Below are 14,671 nucleotides of genomic sequence, written 5' to 3' on the forward strand. Positions count from 1 at the left end.
CGCCGAACCGAACCGACCGCTTTCCTACAACCGGAAGCCTGCTATATCCTCGCAACCCGGCGCTTGCCCATCGCCCGTCCATCAGCGCCACACATCCGGCAGCAAGGCGCACGCGATAAACGCGGCGAGTGTGACCTTTGTGACCTTTGAACGCAAAAGCGGGGCCAGACTTGCGCCGGCCCCGCCAAAAATCCAGTAATAGGAGGCGGTTACCCCGCCGCCCGCGCCAACGCCTTTTTCAGCTTCTCATGCGCCGATTTCTTGATCTGGCAGATGCGCGCCGCGCCGACGCCCAGCACCTGCCCGATTTCCTCGAGGTTGAGTTCCTCGACATAATAGAGCTGGATCACCTGCGCCTCGCGTTCGGGCAGCGCGGTGATCGCGGCGATCAGGGCCTCGCGCAACTCGCCTTCGGCCAGCGCCTCGAACGCGTCGGGGCCGTCGTCCATGAACCACGGTGCTTCGTCGGTATACACGTCGTCGATCGAATCGAACTGCACCGACTGGACATCGGCATAGTCGGTCCGGAGCTTGCCCAGCGGCACGTCCAGCCGCCCGGCGATCTCGGCGGGCACCGGCGCGCGGCCCAGTTCCTGCGTCAGCGCCGACACCGCCTTTGCATAGTCGCGCCGCCGCTTCATCGCGCCGCGGCTGATCGTCGCCTGTCGCCGCAGTTCGTCGATCATCGCCCCGCGCAGCCGCGTGGCGAGATATTGTTCGAACGTCACCGCGCCGCGATCCTCGAACATCGGCACCGCCTCGACCAGCGCGACCAGACCGATCTGCACCAGATCCTCGACATCGACCATCGTGCTCATATGGCCATGGACGTGCCACGCGATCCGCCGGACCAGCGGCAGGTGCCGCCGGACCAGCGCATCGGCGTCGTTGGGCCGGGTCCGCCGCGTATAGGTCGCGGCGTTCAGCTCGGGCTGCGGGAAGAAGGGGGCGTTCATGCGGGAATGGCCTCCGGTGCGCCGATGACGGCGACGACTTCGACTGCCTTGTCTTCGGGAACTTCGAAGAAGCTCATGACCGGGGTGTCGGGCAGGCACGACTTGACCAGCTTGCGGACGGCGACGCGGATCGACGGTTGCACGACCAGCGCGAACGGCTTGGCCTCCGCCATCAGCGGCTGGGCGGCATGGGTCAGCGCGTCGATGATGCGCCGGCCCAGATCGGGCTCGATCGCGTTGCGCCGCGACGGATCGCCGCGCATCGCCTGTCCCAGCAGCGCCTCCAGTTGCCCTTCGAGCGTCATGACGCGCAGCGGCTCGCGCACGCCGCACAGCTTCTGGATGATGAGCGCGCCCAGTTCCGGCCGGATCAGCTCGACGATTTCCTCGGCATCCTGCGTCCGCTGCGCGACGACGGCGATGGCGGCGGCGATGCGGCGGAATTCCTTCAGCGGGATATTCTCGGCCAGCAGCGCGCGCAGCACCTGCGTCAGCGTGGTCAGCGTCAGCGGCTGCGGGCACAGTGCCGCCACCAGGCTCGCGGCACGGTCCTTCAGCCCATCGAGCAGCGACTGCACCTCGTCCGGGCCCAGCAGCTCGGTCGCGTTGACCGTCAGCACATGGTTCAGATGGGTGGCGACGACGGTGCCGGCATCGACCACCAGATAGCCGGCACCGGTCGCGGCATCGGCATCGCCCGGCTGGATCCAGATCGCGTCGAGGCCGAAGGTCGGGTCCTTGGCGGTCTTGCCCTCAAGGAATCCGCCGACCGCCTGTCCGGTGTCGAGCGCCAGCATCTCGGTCGCCGACGCCATATCCTCGCCGACGACCACGCCGCCGATCGAGATGCGATAGGTATAGGGTGCGAGGTTGATGTCGTCGCGCACCTTCACTTGCGGCACGACGAAGCCCAGATCCTTGGACAGCTGGCGACGCACCCCGGTGATCCGGCTCATCAGCGGCGCGCCCTTGCGCTCGTCGACCAAGGGTACGAGCCCGTAGCCGATGTCGAGCATGATGTGGCAATTGTCGTTGACCTCGTCCCAGCCGATCTTCGACAGGTCGGCCGGTTCGGGCAGCGCCTCGACCGGCGGGGCGGGGGGCGGCGCGTTCTTCTGCTTGGCCAGCTTCCACGATGCGAAGCCGGCGATGCCGGCGGCCGGGGCGAGCACGAGGAACGGCATCCCCGGCAGCATCGCCAGCAGGCCGAGAATGCCCGCGACCGGCGCCCAGGTGCGGTGCGACGCGAACTGCGATCCGATCTGCCCGGCCAGATCCTGCGACGAGGTCGAGGTGACGCGGGTGACGATGGCGGCGGCGGCGATCGACAGCAGCAGCGACGGCACCTGCGCGACCAGCGCGTCGCCGATCGCCAGCAGGATGTAGGTCTGCGCGGCCTGTCCGACCGCCATCTGATGACTGACGACGCCGAGGATCAGGCCGCCGACGATATTGATGGCAAGGATCAGCAGGCCGGCGACCGCGTCGCCCTTCACGAACTTCGACGAACCGTCCATCGCGCCGTAGAAATCGGCTTCGGCCCCGGTTTCGACGCGCTTGGTCCGCGCTTCGTCGGGGGTGATCAGGCCGGCGTTCAGGTCGGCGTCGATCGCCATCTGCTTGCCGGGCAGGGCGTCGAGGGTGAAGCGCGCCGACACTTCGGACACGCGCCCGGCGCCCTTGGTGACGACGATCATGTTGATGATGATGAGGATCGAAAAGACGAAGAGACCGACGACATAGTCGCCGCCGATCAGGAAGCTGCCGAACGCCTCGATGACATGGCCCGCCGCCGCTTCGCCCTCATGGCCGTGGACCAGCACGACGCGCGTCGATGCGACGTTGAGGCCGAGGCGGAACAGCGTGGCGAACAGCAGCACCGTGGGGAAGGCGGAGAAGTCGAGCGGCTTCTGCGCATTGAGCGCGACCATGAGCACCGCGATCGAGATCATGATGTTCATGACGAAGAAGATGTCGAGCATGAACGCCGGGATCGGCACGACCATCAGCAGGACGAGCAGCAGGATCGCGCCGGGTAGCGCCGATTGGCGCAGCGCGGGCAGGATGCTTTTCGGATCGCTCAGGATCGCCTGCATCATGCCGCTCCCAGATTGGCGAGGATCGAATAGGCCAGCCGCGCCGATTCAGGCGTCGGGCGATAGAGCGAAGCCATCTGCGCCGGGTTCGTCGCGCCATTGCCGTCGCCGACGCCGCCACGGCCGCGCACCACGTTCAGATTGGCGATGGTCGTCGCCAGCCATGCCTCGTCGCCGCCCTGCGCCTCGTTGCCCATGATGACGTCGCCGCTAAAGCCGTTCAGCATCACGGCGGGCTGCTGCATCCGATTGACCGGAAAGCCGCCATCTTCGACGCCGCTGCCGCCGCCGGTCTTCGCCCCGCGATCGAGCTTTGCACCCATCCGTTCGTAGATGTCGCCGAGCGAGCGCGGCTGGCCGCCGGGCGCAAAGAAGATCGACCGGTTCGCGCGGGCGGCGGCGGGGAACATCGCCGCCGCCGACCGGTCGGGATTGGCCTGCATCGACGTCAGGAACTGGCGCGCACCGCCCAGGCCCAGGAAATGTGCCATATACAGGTCGGTGCCGGTCGCGTTGCGGCCCAGCGCGCCTTCCAGTGCGGATTTGTTGTCGGCGGCATGTTCGGCGGCCATCAGCGACGATGCCTGCGGGTCCTTGCGCAATTGCAGGATCGCCTGCCGCGTGGCGGGGTCGGCGACATAGTAACGGCCGTTGCTGCCCTGGCGGATGCTGTCCGACGCCCACCCCATGCCGTGTTCGGCACCATGCGCCTTGACCACGCCCAGCCAGCTCTGTTCGACGAACTGATAGAGCCCGGTCGCTGACGAGGTCGCGGCGCGCGCGTTGGTGTGCAGGCCGCTTTCGACCTGCGCCTGACCCAGCAGGAAATTGAAATCGATGCCCGTCCGCGCGCTCGCCGTCGCGATCGCTGCATGGACGTTTGATCTGGCTTCTACCGGAACGACATTCATCGGGCTGTGCTTCGCTTCCCCTGTTCGGGAGAACACTCAGCAAGCAGCGTGCCAGTTTTTGGCTTCGCTCAAAACGCAAGCTCGCCGATTGTCCTGAGTAGCCATTGAGCCTGTCGAAATGGCGTATCGAAGGACGCCAGCGGTGCTTCGATACGGGTCTTCGACTTCGCTCAGCCCCTACTCAGCACGAACGGTTCTGGTTGGATTGAAAGCGGCAGCCGCGGATCACCGATACGCCGCTGCCGCCATGCGCAGCGGCGTGCCGGCAATGCCTGGCCGGTAGGCCGGCAATCCGCCGCCGGTCAGCTGGTCGATGCGCCGCCGGACGTTGGCGGTCATCAGATTGACGTAGATGCGCGCGGTCTCGTTCAGCCGCTGCGCCTCGCGCGCCAACGTTTCCAGCTCGGCGTCGAGCGGCACGTCGTCGTTGGCGGCAACCGCCTCGATCCCTTGCAGCTTCATCGCCGTCGCGGTTTCCAGCGCGGTGACATCGTTCGCCTGCAACGCGGCGATTTCCGCATGCAGGCTGTCGATGATCTGGATCAGCGCATCACGCCGGTTCATTGCTGTTCCAATCGAGTTTCAGGGCGATGAGCCGGTCGGCGATGGTGGCGGGCGACAAGGGGAAACGGCCCTCGGCGATCGCCTTGCGGATCGTCGCGACCCGGTCGGTATCGACCGGCGCCGATGCCGACATGGCGGCCGCCGTCGTGCCCCCCGACAGGATCGCCACGCCGGTCTTCGCCACCGTGCTGTCCGGCGCCGGCGTCGCTGCGGCGCGTGTCTGCCCTTCGGGGCGTGCGATGGCACGCTGCCCGATCGACGATACCGGCCTTGAACCGACTGAATCTACCATGTCCCCGTCCTTCACGAACTGCTGACATGAGGAGAAACGACGCCATCGCGAACTTCTTTAGCAAAAATTACTGCGGATCAATTTTTGTCGATTTTGCCGTGTCAGCGATCGAAACCGGGCAGGGCGGCACGGCCCGATTCCATCGCAATCGCCTGGATCGGCGGCTTCGCGGGATCGACCTTCACCATCAACCGGCCCCCGACCGGCGCATCGCCCATCGCCACGCCGTCGCGGGTGATCGAGAAACCCTCGGCCCCGGCTTCGACCATGATCGGGTCGCCGCGACGGATCACCGGTTCGGGCTTGGCGGGGGCGGCGACGGCGACGGCCGGTACTAGGCGTTCGGGAAGGGCGCGGGCCAGCCGGCGGACCGGGACATAGACTTTCCAGGCCGGTGCCATGCAGTTGACGACCACCGCATCCTGCCGTTCCGACAGCCAGCTGAATTGCGGCATCGCGCATTTCGCCAGCTTCAGCCGGGAATCGACGCGCATCTGCGCGCCGCCATCCATGCCGATGCTGGCACCGGTGAACTGCACGATCGCTTCGTCGAGCTGCGCGGTCGACTGGAAACTCTGCGCTGCGACGGCGGGGGCGGCAGTCAGCAATGCGATGGTCAGGATCGGGCGGATCATCGGTCGGCTCCATGTGGACGGGCGGCAACCGGCGCCTGCCGGTCGGCAACGGCTTGCCGGTCGCCGGCAAAGCCCAAATCGATCTGGACGCCGCGCGTGCCGGTGGCCGGCGGGGCAAAGGCAAGCTGGTCGGGCTGTACCGCGCCATCGGCGACCAGCGCGGTCGCGACGGTCCGGGCGCGGTCGCTGGCAAGGATCGCGGCGCTGCCGGTCAGCGGGTCGACATCGCCGGCGGTGCCGCCGGTCAGCGTCACCATGACCCGCGGGTCGGCGGCGGCGGTCCGGACGAACTCAACCGTCCGGGCATAGCTGGCCGGCATGGCGGCCGATCCCGTGGCAAAGCCGTCGACGATCCCGCGATCGAGCGTCATCGGCGCGGCATCGGCATCGAACCCGGCGCGGATACCGGCGGTCAGCGCCTTCCGGTCGACCATCTGCGCCGCCTGCAGGAACACGAAGAACCCGACCAGCAACAGCGACAGGTCGGCCAGCGTGGTCAGCCAGAGCGGCCGGCCGGGGGCGACATCGAACTGCGACATCTTCATTCTGCGGCCTCCCGGAAATGCGGACGTTCGCGGCGGGCCAGCGCGACCAGCGGCCCTTCGAACCGGCTGCGTTCGAACGCCTCGATCCGCCCCATCCGCCGCAGCCGTCCGGCGATCGGCATCCCGATCAGCGCGGCGACGATCGCGCCGTACAGCGTCGACAGCAGCGCGACCGCCATCGCCTTGCCGATCGCGGTCGGATCGGTCATCGCCATGAACATCTGCACCAGCCCGACCAGCGTGCCGATCATGCCCAGCGCCGGTGCCAGTTCGGCGACCGCCGCCCACATGTCGGCGGCGGCGAGGTGGCGCTCGGCACGCGCGGCGTTGCGATGGCTCAGCGTCTCGCCGACCGCATCCGGCCCCGCGCCATCGACGATCGCGGCGATCGCTTCGGCGATATCGGGATCGGCGATCTGCGAACGGTCGAGCGTCAGCACGCCGTGCCGCCGCGCGATCCGTGCCAGTGCGGCGATCTGTTCGATGCCGGCATCGGCGGTGAACGGGCGGCGCGGCAGGGTGGCGAGCGCGCGCAAAGCACGGCCGACGTCGGCGAACGGCGTGCGGATCGCAATCGTCAGGATGGTTCCGCCGATCACGAACAGGGCGGCCATCGGATCGGCATAGGGGGCGAGCAGCGTCAGGTTCATGCCCGCTGTACTGCAAGGGCAATGCCAGTTTGTGCCCGGCAATGGTTTGCCGGGGCGCGGCGGGCGGTTGCCGCGATCATGGTTAAGGTCGCGCCGATACCGGTCGCGGCACGGGGATGCGTGAAACTGGCACGCGCTTTGCTGTGATCGGTGGGGACGCGCATCCGGCGCGCCGCTTGGGGACTTTGGGCCGATGGCCGACAACGCTCTGTTCGGGATACATGGTGCCGCGCTGGAAGTGCGGGCGCAGCGCATGGGGATGCTGGCGTCGAACATCGCCAACGCATCCACGCCCGGATTCAAGGCGAAGGACGTCGATTTCCGCGCGGCGCTGGCCGGGGCGGAACGCGGCGGCAATGTCGACGGCGCGATCGACCGCAACACGCTGTACCGCCTGCCGCTCCAGCCCTCGATGGACGGCAACACCGTCGAACTGGCGACCGAACAGACCGCGTTCGCGGAAAACGCCGTGGCGTATCAGACGACGCTCGCGTTCCTGAACGGCCGCATCTCCACCATCACCCGTGCGCTGAAGGGGGAATAAGCGATGGCTGCTCCGATGAGTATCTTCGAGGTATCGGGCCGCGCGATGTCCGCGCAGCTCGTGCGGATGAATACCACCGCGTCGAACCTCGCCAACGCCGGCGCGGTCGCGACGACCGAGGCGACCGCCTATCGCACGATGAAGCCGGTGTTCCGCACCAGCTTCGACGCGGCCAGCGGCCTCGCCACCGTCGATGCCCGCGAGATCGTGCAGGCGGGCGAGACCCCGGCCAAGCGCTACGACCCGAGCAACCCGCTGGCCGATCCCGAAGGCAATGTCTGGGAAGCGGCCGTCGACGAACCGCGCGAGCTGGTCGACATGCTCGACGCCGCCCGCACCTATCAGAACAACGTCGAAGTGATGTCGACCGCCAAGTCGCTCATCACCGAAACCCTCCGTCTGGGACGCTGATCATGGCCACCACCTCGGTCCAGAATATTCCGCAACTCGATGCCGCGAAACAGGCGGCGGCAAAGTCCAAACTGGGCCAGCGTTCGCTGGGCCAGGATGACTTCCTCCGCCTGATGACCGCGCAGCTTCAATATCAGGATCCCTTCAACCCCACCGACAACGGCCAGATGGTCGCACAGATGGCGCAATTCTCGTCGTTGTCGGGGATTACCGAGATGAGCTCGACGCTCAAGACGCTGGCCAACAAGATCGGTGGCAACGGCACCAGCGATGCGGTGTCGTGGATCGGCAAGGCGGTGCTGACCGACAGCCCGACCGCGACCGCCGACAATAACGGCAACGTCAACGGCGCGGTCGAACTCGACGCCGATGCCGCCAAGGTCCAGCTGGAGATCCGCGACGCCAGCGGCGTGGTCGCGCGCACCGTGTCGATGGGCCCGCAGCCCAAGGGCATGGTCGATTACCAGTGGGACGGCACGACCGACAGCGGCACCCCCGCCGGTGCCGGCCCCTACACCATCGCGGTCGCCGCATCGGATACGAGCGGCGTCGTGGTCAAGGCCCGCAACCTCGCCTGGACGGGCGTGTCCTCGGTCATGCCGAACGGCGGCAAGCCGACGCTGACGCTGTCGAACGGGTCGCAGGTCGCGGCCGACACCGTCCGCAAGATCGCCTGATCCCTAACTTTACGAATTCACGCAGGAGCCTAGCATGTCCTTCTATACCTCGCTGTCCGGCCTGAAGGCCTCTCAGGTCGACATGGCGTCGATCGCGCACAACCTTGCCAACGTCGGCACCACCGGCTTCAAGAAGAGCCGCGCCGAATTCGCCGACGTGATCGCGTCGAACCTCGCCGTCGCGCCGACGCAGATGGTCGGTTCGGGTACGGTGGTGAAGGGCAATCGCCAGCAGTTCGGCGAAGGCAACCTCGTCCAGTCTTCCTCGTCGCTCGACATCGCGATCGCCGGCGACGGTTTCTTCACGCTGAAGCCCGATCCCAACAAGCAGGGTCTGGCCTTCACCCGCAACGGTTCGCTGCGCGTCGATTCGAACCAGTTCGTCACCGATGCGCAGGGCGCGCGGTTGCAGGTCTATCCGGTCGATGGAAACGGCAACGTTATCGCGACGACGCGTGAATCGCTGACCGATCTCGTACTCGCCGGAACCTCCGGCAAGCCGAAGGGCACCGACAATGTGACGCTTGGTCTCAATATGAACGCACGTTCGGTCGTTCCGGCGACTAGCGACTTCAGCCGGTTCGATTCCAGCAGCTACAACGAAGCGATCTCGACGACCGTGTATGACGGCGCCGGCAATCCGATGACGATGACGACCTATCTGAAGCGGACGACGCCACCGGTCGTTACCGTACCCCCCGCTGCCGAGGATCTGTCGAGCACCTGGGAGGCACACAGCTTCGTCGGCGACAAGCCGATGACCGTTGGCACCGGTGCCGCCGAGACCCCGGTGGTTACGGTCCAGTTCAATGCCGCCGGTCAACTTGCCGCGCCGGTCGTCAGCACCTTCAACTCGTTCATGCCGCCGAGCGGCGTGGCCCAGCAGCAGATCAAGCTGACCGTACCGGTCACGACCGAATCGACCACCAAGCCGTTCAAGGTCGCGCAGCAGCTGCAGGACGGTGTCGAGGTCGGCCGTCTGCAGGGCGTCACCATCAACGAAAAGGGCGTCGTCACCGCCAGCTATTCGAACGGCGATACCAAGCCGCTCGGCCAGGTCGCGATCGTCAACTTCTCGAACGCGTCGGGCCTGCGCCAGATGGGCAACAGCAACTGGCAGGCGACCGGCCTGTCGGGCGATCCGACCTTTGCCAGCTCGGGCGAAAACGGCGCGGGCTCGCTGATGTCAGGCATGATCGAAGGGTCGAACGTCGACATCACCGAGGAACTGGTCGGCCTGATCGCCGCGCAGCGCAACTTCCAGGCGAACTCGAAGGCGCTGGATACGTCGAACCAGATCACGCGCTCGATCCTCGATCTGCGCGCTTGATGGGACTGGCATGGCCCTTGCTGTGAAGCAGGGGTCATAACACGGAGGCTTCGATGGACCGGCTGGTCTACACCGCGATGTCGGGATTGCGCGGACACATGGCGTCGCAGGCCACGATCGCGAACAACATCGCGAACGGGTCGACGATCGGCTATCGTGCCGACAAGGTCGATTTCGAACAGTTGTTGCTCAAGGGCAAGAACGGCGAACTCGAATCGCGCTCGCCTTCGTCGGAGGAGGTGCGCGACATGGACCGGCGGGCGGGGGCGATCCTCGCCACCGGTCGTTCGCTCGACGTCGCGGTCGAGGGCGATGCGTGGATGGCGGTGCAGGGGCCGGACGGCACCGAAGCCTATACCCGCCGCGGCGACCTGCAGGTTACTGCCGCCGGCACGCTGGAGACCGGCGATCGCTTGCCGGTCATGGGGGTGGGCGGTCCGATCACCGTGCCGCCCAGCCAGTCGATCAACATCACCGCCGATGGTCGCGTGATGATCGTGCCGCAGGGCGCGCCGCCCGGTACGCCCGATCAGGAAGTCGGCCAGATCAAGCTGGTCAGCACCGCCGGCAGCGACACGGTCAAGGGCATCGACAATCTGCTGCACGTCCGTGGCGGCGGCACCCTGCCCGGCGACATGACCGCCAAGGTCCGCGGCGGCGCGCTCGAACAATCGAACGTCAACATGACGCAGGCGCTGGTCGACATGATCGAGAACCAGCGGTCCTACGAAGTGCAGGCCGGCATGCTGAAGCAGGCGAAGGAAATGGATGAAGCCTCCGCCAACCTGATGCGCGTCCAGAGTTAAGGGGAATACGACATGGCCAATGCAGCACTGCATATCGCGCGCACCGGGCTGGATGCCCAGGATACGCGGATGCGCGTCATCTCGAACAACCTGGCGAACGTCAACACGACCGGGTTCAAGCGCGACCGCGCGTCGTTCGAGGCGATGAGCTACCAGATCATCACCGCGCAGGGCGCCGCCTCGACGCAGGAATCGCGCTACGCCACCGGCCTGAACCTCGGCACCGGTGTCCGCGTGCAGGGGACCGCGAGCATCCAGACGCAGGGCTCGCTCGCCACGACCGGCAACGCGCTGGACGTCGCACTGGAAGGCGACGGCTTCTTTCAGGTGCAGCTGCCCGGCGGCCAGATCGGCTATACCCGCGCCGGCAATTTCACGCGCTCCGCCGAAGGGTTGCTGGTCACCACCGACGGACATCAGGTGATGCCCGGCATCACCCTACCCGAGGGCGCGACGTCGATCACGATCGGCGGTGACGGCACCGTCAGCGCGACCATCCCCAACCAGACCGAAGCGACCCCCGTCGGGCAGATTCAGGTCGCGACCTTCGCCAATCCCGCCGGGTTGCAACCGGCCGGGGACAATTTCCTGACCGAAACGGGAGCGTCGGGCGCGGCGCAGCTAGGGGTCGCCGGCCTCGAGGGTCGCGGACGCATCCGGCAGGGGATGCTCGAAAGTTCGAACGTCAACGTCGTCGAGGAACTCGTCGACATGATCGAGACGCAGCGCGCCTATGAGGTCAATTCGAAGATGATCTCGGCCACCGACGAGATGCTGAAATATGTCAATCAGAACATCTGACGCCGCGCGCGCCGTCGCGCTCGCCATGGTGGTGCTGGCGGCAATGCCGGCAGATGCCCGCCCCCTGTTCGGCAGGAAATTGCCGCGCGAATCCTACGCCGCCACCCCGCCCGCCGCGCCGCTCGTTCCGGTCGTCGCGACCGGCGCCATCTTTCAGGTCGAGCAGGGCTATGCCGCGCTGTACGAGGGATGGCGCGCGCGCAAGGTCGGCGATCCGCTGACCATCAGTCTCGTCGAGCGCACCAGCGCGTCGAAATCGGCCGGATCGAAGCTCGACAGCAATGGCGGTTTCTCGATCACGCCACCCTCGGTCGGGCCGCTGTCGTTCGACCCCAATATCGCCAAGGCATCGGGCGGCCGCAATTTCGGCGGTACCGGATCGTCGGATCAGACCAACGCGCTGTCGGGCGAATTGTCGGTCACCGTCGCCGAAGTCTATCCCAACGGTACGATGCTGGTGCAGGGGCAGAAGCGGGTGACGCTGAGCCGCGGGGATGAGGTCGTCGCGATCAAGGGGATCGTCCGCATCGCCGATGTCGATGCGAACAACCGCGTGCCGTCGACCCGCGTGGCCGATGCCCGCATTTCCTACACCGGCAAGGGCGATGTCGCCCGCGCCAGCCGGCAGGGGTGGCTCAGCCGCTTCTTCCAGGTCGTCAGCCCGTTCTAGGACTGTCCATGCGCTTCCTGCTCGCCATTTTCGCCGCCCTCCTGATGATCGCGCCCGCCTCGGCGGAGCGGGTCAAGGACCTTGGCCGTTTTCAGGGCATCCGGTCGAACCAGCTTACCGGCTACGGTATCGTCGTTGGCCTGCCCGGCACCGGCGACGACAATCTCGAATATACCGTGCAGTCGGTGAAGGCGATCGCCTCGCGCATGGGACTGCAACTGCCGCCCGGCGCCAATCCGGGGATGAAGAACGCGGCCGTCGTGCTGATCACCGCCGAACTGCCGCCCTTCGCCAAGCCTGGCCAGCGGCTCGACGTGACGGTTGCCTCGATGGGCAAGGCGAAGTCGTTGCGCGGCGGTGCGCTGATCATGACCCCGCTGCTGGGTGCCGATGGTCAAATTTACGCCATGGCGCAGGGCAATCTCGCGGTCGGCGGTCTGGGTGCCGAGGGTGCCGACGGATCGAAGATCGTCGTCAACATCCCGTCGACCGGCCGTATTCCCGAAGGGGCGACGGTCGAGCGCATGGTCGACACCGGCTTTGCGACCGCCCCCACGCTGACCTTCAATCTGGCGCAGGCCGATTTCACCACTGCGCAGAATGTCGCGGGTGCGATCAACCGGCGCTTCGGCGCGGGCACCGCGACCGCGATCGATGCGGTGTCGGTCGCGCTGCGGGCCGCACCCGGTGCCGACACCCGCGCGATGCTGATGAGCGAGGTCGAGAATATCCCGGTCGAATCGGCCGAGACCGCCGCGCGCGTCATCGTCAACGCCCGCACCGGTACGGTCGTCATCAACTCGGCGGTGCGGGTCGCGCCCTCGGCGGTGACGCACGGCAAGCTGACCGTGAAGATCGACGAAAACCAGCGCGTCAGCCAACCCGCCCCGTTGAGCCAAGGCCAGACCGCCGTCGAACAGAAGAGCGGCGTCACGGTCGAGCAGGAGGTCAAGCCGATGTTCGTGCTCGCGCCCGGTCCCAAGCTGGCCGATGTCGTGAAGGCGATCAACGCGATCGGCGCATCGCCCGCCGATCTGGTCGCGATCCTCGAGGCACTGAAGGAAGCGGGTGCGCTGAAGGCGGAGCTGGTGGTCCTGTGAGCGTGATCGGCGCGACGACCGGCGTCGGGGTCGACACCACCCGCATCGGCAACAAGGACAATCTGAAGGCGGCCGGACAGCGGTTCGAATCGGTCTTCACCGGCATGATGCTGAAATCGATGCGGCAGGCGAAGCTGGCCGACACGCTGTTCGACAACAAGGCCGCCGGCCAGTTCCGCGACATGTGGGACCAGAAGGTCGCCGAAAACATGTCGGTCACGACCCCGCTGGGAATCGGCAAGGCGATGACCGAGTTTCTGGCCCGGTCACAGATGGTTAACGTGGCCGATGCCAATAATCCCGCTCAAGCCCGGACCGATTCGGTCGTTACTTCGGGTGAAGGGAAGAGCGGATGAGCGACCTGCTGTCGATCGGGGCAAGCGGGGTCAGGGCGTATCAATCGTCGCTGACCACGACGTCGGACAATATCGCGAACGCCGGCACCACCGGGTATGTTCGGCGGACGACGTCGCTTGCCGAAATCGGCGTGGGTTCGTCGCGGCAGATTTCTGGCAGCGGGGTGACCGTTACCGGCGTCGCGCGGGCCGCCGACGTCTTCCGGTCGCAGGAAGTGCGCCAGTCGACCTCCGACGTGTCACGCAGCGATGGCGGCATCGTGTGGATGGCCCGGATCGAGGATGCGCTGACCAGCCGCGCGCTGACCGATCGCATGACTGCCTTCTTCAACAGCGCCACCGCGCTGTCCGCCGACCCGTCGGCCGATGCGTCGCGGCGGTCGATGCTGGAATCGGCGGAAAGCGTCGCGCAGGCGTTTTCGGGCACGATCGGCGCGCTCGACGAAACGGCCAGCTATCTCGACCTCAATGCCGATAACGCGGTCAGCAAGCTCAGCAACAATGCGGCAGTGCTGGCCCGGATCAACGACGGTCTGTCGCGGGTTTCGAAGGGATCGACGGGCGAGGCGCAGCTGCTCGATCAGCGCGACCTGATGCTCGACGAGATGAGCGAGATGACCGACATCGACGTCAAGTTCGATACGACCGGTCGGGTAACGGTGCGGGCGGGCGGCGCGGATGGCCCGCTGATGGTCCACGGGATCGAGGCGTCGACGGTCCGGTTCGAACGCGACGAAGACGGCGCGCCGGTGTTCACGACCATGCGTGGCGGCACCGAAAGCATTTTGATCCCGCGCGGCGGCGCGCTGGCCGGCATGGTCGACGGCGCCAAGCGGATCAGCGACATGCGCAAGGAGGTGGTCGATGTCGCCACCGATTTTGTCATGGACGTCAACGGCGCGCTCGCCAGCGGCGAGGATTTGAACGGCGCTGCCGGTGCGCCGATGTTCGCGATGGAACCGACCGGGCGCGTGACCCGCAGCATGGGCGACCCGGCCAAGATCGCGGCGGCAACGGCGGGGCAGGGACCGCGCGACAGCGGCAACCTGTCGAAGCTGTTCGACGCCCGCCGCAACGGCCTGTTCGAACAGCGGGTGGTCGCACTGCAATCGAGCAACGGGTCGGCACTGAACGCGCGCAAGACCATTGCCGAGGCACAGGGTGCGATCCGCGATTCGGCGGTCGACGCGCGCGATTCGGCGGCGGGCGTGAACCTTGACCAGGAAGCGGTGAACCTGATGCGTTTCCAGCAGGCCTATCAGGCGTCGAGCCGCGTAATCCAGGTCGCGCGCGAAACGTTCGATACGCTGTTCGCGATCCGATAGGA

General features: G+C 66.7%; 18 protein-coding genes. 10 read left to right on the forward strand and 8 right to left on the reverse strand.

Annotation, left to right across the window (positions count from 1 at the left end; genetic code table 11):
- Window positions 1–209: 209 nt before the first annotated feature.
- The 8 genes from fliA to ASE90_RS15565 all read right to left on the reverse strand — a co-directional run bounded on the left by fliA (window position 210) and on the right by ASE90_RS15565 (window position 6,649).
- Window positions 210–956, reverse strand: a complete 747-nt coding sequence (fliA, locus tag ASE90_RS15530; RefSeq protein WP_056002773.1) for an RNA polymerase sigma factor FliA — start codon at window positions 954–956, stop codon at window positions 210–212.
- The gene (gene flhA, locus ASE90_RS15535) at window positions 953–3,052 is read right to left on the reverse strand and encodes a flagellar biosynthesis protein FlhA (protein ID WP_200910924.1); all 2,100 of its coding nucleotides are present in this window, start codon (window positions 3,050–3,052) and stop codon (window positions 953–955) included. Before flhA ends, fliA begins: the two co-directional genes overlap by 4 nt.
- Window positions 3,052–3,963 carry a hypothetical protein gene (locus ASE90_RS15540; protein ID WP_056002776.1) on the reverse strand — a complete coding sequence of 304 codons (912 nt, stop codon included), beginning with the start codon at window positions 3,961–3,963 and terminating at the stop codon, window positions 3,052–3,054. The genes flhA and ASE90_RS15540 overlap by 1 nt, the downstream gene beginning before the upstream one ends.
- A 225-nt stretch (window positions 3,964–4,188) precedes the next feature.
- A complete protein-coding gene (locus tag ASE90_RS15545; protein WP_056002780.1) occupies window positions 4,189–4,527 on the reverse strand; it encodes a hypothetical protein in 339 nt (112 codons plus the stop codon).
- Window positions 4,514–4,819 (reverse strand): flagellar biosynthesis anti-sigma factor FlgM, encoded by a 306-nt coding sequence (flgM, locus tag ASE90_RS15550; protein WP_056002783.1) that lies wholly within the window; start codon window positions 4,817–4,819, stop codon window positions 4,514–4,516. The genes ASE90_RS15545 and flgM overlap by 14 nt, the downstream gene beginning before the upstream one ends.
- A 101-nt stretch (window positions 4,820–4,920) precedes the next feature.
- Window positions 4,921–5,454 (reverse strand): flagella basal body P-ring formation protein FlgA, encoded by a 534-nt coding sequence (locus tag ASE90_RS15555; protein ID WP_056002786.1) that lies wholly within the window; start codon window positions 5,452–5,454, stop codon window positions 4,921–4,923.
- Window positions 5,451–5,999 (reverse strand): hypothetical protein, encoded by a 549-nt coding sequence (locus ASE90_RS15560; protein ID WP_056002791.1) that lies wholly within the window; start codon window positions 5,997–5,999, stop codon window positions 5,451–5,453. Before ASE90_RS15560 ends, ASE90_RS15555 begins: the two co-directional genes overlap by 4 nt.
- Window positions 5,996–6,649, reverse strand: coding sequence for a motility protein A (locus ASE90_RS15565; protein WP_056002794.1), 654 nt, complete (start codon window positions 6,647–6,649; stop codon window positions 5,996–5,998). Before ASE90_RS15565 ends, ASE90_RS15560 begins: the two co-directional genes overlap by 4 nt.
- Before the next feature lie 193 nt (window positions 6,650–6,842).
- Between ASE90_RS15565 and flgB the strand changes: the two genes are divergently transcribed.
- From flgB to flgK, 10 genes are read left to right on the forward strand one after another with little or no spacing between them, the layout of a single operon-like run.
- Window positions 6,843–7,193 carry a flagellar basal body rod protein FlgB gene (gene flgB / locus ASE90_RS15570; RefSeq protein WP_056002797.1) on the forward strand — a complete coding sequence of 117 codons (351 nt, stop codon included), beginning with the start codon at window positions 6,843–6,845 and terminating at the stop codon, window positions 7,191–7,193.
- Between the two features lie 3 nt (window positions 7,194–7,196).
- Window positions 7,197–7,604: a flagellar basal body rod protein FlgC gene (gene flgC / locus ASE90_RS15575; RefSeq protein WP_056002800.1), complete on the forward strand. Its 408-nt coding sequence runs from the start codon at window positions 7,197–7,199 to the stop codon at window positions 7,602–7,604.
- A 2-nt stretch (window positions 7,605–7,606) separates the two neighbouring features.
- Window positions 7,607–8,281 (forward strand): flagellar hook assembly protein FlgD, encoded by a 675-nt coding sequence (locus ASE90_RS15580; RefSeq protein ID WP_056002803.1) that lies wholly within the window; start codon window positions 7,607–7,609, stop codon window positions 8,279–8,281.
- A gap of 34 nt (window positions 8,282–8,315) precedes the next feature.
- Entirely contained in the window at window positions 8,316–9,611 is a 1,296-nt protein-coding gene (locus tag ASE90_RS15585) for a flagellar hook protein FlgE (RefSeq protein WP_056002805.1), read from the forward strand.
- 53 nt (window positions 9,612–9,664) lie between these two features.
- The gene (locus tag ASE90_RS15590; RefSeq protein WP_056002808.1) at window positions 9,665–10,417 is read left to right on the forward strand and encodes a flagellar basal body rod protein FlgF; all 753 of its coding nucleotides are present in this window, start codon (window positions 9,665–9,667) and stop codon (window positions 10,415–10,417) included.
- Between the two features lie 12 nt (window positions 10,418–10,429).
- On the forward strand, window positions 10,430–11,218 hold the full coding sequence (flgG, locus tag ASE90_RS15595) for a flagellar basal-body rod protein FlgG (protein WP_056002810.1): 789 nt from the start codon (window positions 10,430–10,432) through the stop codon (window positions 11,216–11,218).
- Window positions 11,199–11,888: a flagellar basal body L-ring protein FlgH gene (locus ASE90_RS15600; protein WP_056002812.1), complete on the forward strand. Its 690-nt coding sequence runs from the start codon at window positions 11,199–11,201 to the stop codon at window positions 11,886–11,888. The genes flgG and ASE90_RS15600 overlap by 20 nt, the downstream gene beginning before the upstream one ends.
- A gap of 8 nt (window positions 11,889–11,896) precedes the next feature.
- On the forward strand, window positions 11,897–12,988 hold the full coding sequence (locus ASE90_RS15605) for a flagellar basal body P-ring protein FlgI (RefSeq protein ID WP_056002816.1): 1,092 nt from the start codon (window positions 11,897–11,899) through the stop codon (window positions 12,986–12,988).
- Window positions 12,985–13,344, forward strand: a complete 360-nt coding sequence (locus ASE90_RS15610) for a rod-binding protein (RefSeq protein WP_056002819.1) — start codon at window positions 12,985–12,987, stop codon at window positions 13,342–13,344. The genes ASE90_RS15605 and ASE90_RS15610 overlap by 4 nt, the downstream gene beginning before the upstream one ends.
- Window positions 13,341–14,669 (forward strand): flagellar hook-associated protein FlgK, encoded by a 1,329-nt coding sequence (gene flgK / locus ASE90_RS15615; RefSeq protein ID WP_056002822.1) that lies wholly within the window; start codon window positions 13,341–13,343, stop codon window positions 14,667–14,669. Before ASE90_RS15610 ends, flgK begins: the two co-directional genes overlap by 4 nt.
- Window positions 14,670–14,671 lie beyond the last annotated feature (2 nt).

Source organism: Sphingomonas sp. Leaf67 (genome assembly GCF_001421965.1).
Lineage (GTDB): Bacteria > Pseudomonadota > Alphaproteobacteria > Sphingomonadales > Sphingomonadaceae > Sphingomonas.

Bases quoted from the DNA above. Each gene is read 5' to 3' on its own strand.
- flhA (WP_200910924.1), bottom strand. From the start codon at position 3,052: ATGCAGGCGATCCTGAGCGATCCGAAAAGCATCCTGCCCGCGCTGCGC.
- ASE90_RS15605 (WP_056002816.1), top strand. From the start codon at position 11,897: ATGCGCTTCCTGCTCGCCATTTTCGCCGCCCTCCTGATGATCGCGCCC.
- flgB (WP_056002797.1), top strand. From the start codon at position 6,843: ATGGCCGACAACGCTCTGTTCGGGATACATGGTGCCGCGCTGGAAGTG.
- ASE90_RS15540 (WP_056002776.1), bottom strand. From the start codon at position 3,963: ATGAATGTCGTTCCGGTAGAAGCCAGATCAAACGTCCATGCAGCGATC.
- fliA (WP_056002773.1), bottom strand. From the start codon at position 956: ATGAACGCCCCCTTCTTCCCGCAGCCCGAGCTGAACGCCGCGACCTAT.
- flgC (WP_056002800.1), top strand. From the start codon at position 7,197: ATGGCTGCTCCGATGAGTATCTTCGAGGTATCGGGCCGCGCGATGTCC.
- ASE90_RS15600 (WP_056002812.1), top strand. From the start codon at position 11,199: ATGTCAATCAGAACATCTGACGCCGCGCGCGCCGTCGCGCTCGCCATG.
- flgK (WP_056002822.1), top strand. From the start codon at position 13,341: ATGAGCGACCTGCTGTCGATCGGGGCAAGCGGGGTCAGGGCGTATCAA.
- ASE90_RS15560 (WP_056002791.1), bottom strand. From the start codon at position 5,999: ATGAAGATGTCGCAGTTCGATGTCGCCCCCGGCCGGCCGCTCTGGCTG.
- ASE90_RS15555 (WP_056002786.1), bottom strand. From the start codon at position 5,454: ATGATCCGCCCGATCCTGACCATCGCATTGCTGACTGCCGCCCCCGCC.
- ASE90_RS15580 (WP_056002803.1), top strand. From the start codon at position 7,607: ATGGCCACCACCTCGGTCCAGAATATTCCGCAACTCGATGCCGCGAAA.
- ASE90_RS15565 (WP_056002794.1), bottom strand. From the start codon at position 6,649: ATGAACCTGACGCTGCTCGCCCCCTATGCCGATCCGATGGCCGCCCTG.
- ASE90_RS15545 (WP_056002780.1), bottom strand. From the start codon at position 4,527: ATGAACCGGCGTGATGCGCTGATCCAGATCATCGACAGCCTGCATGCG.
- flgG (WP_056002810.1), top strand. From the start codon at position 10,430: ATGGCCAATGCAGCACTGCATATCGCGCGCACCGGGCTGGATGCCCAG.
- ASE90_RS15590 (WP_056002808.1), top strand. From the start codon at position 9,665: ATGGACCGGCTGGTCTACACCGCGATGTCGGGATTGCGCGGACACATG.
- flgM (WP_056002783.1), bottom strand. From the start codon at position 4,819: ATGGTAGATTCAGTCGGTTCAAGGCCGGTATCGTCGATCGGGCAGCGT.
- ASE90_RS15585 (WP_056002805.1), top strand. From the start codon at position 8,316: ATGTCCTTCTATACCTCGCTGTCCGGCCTGAAGGCCTCTCAGGTCGAC.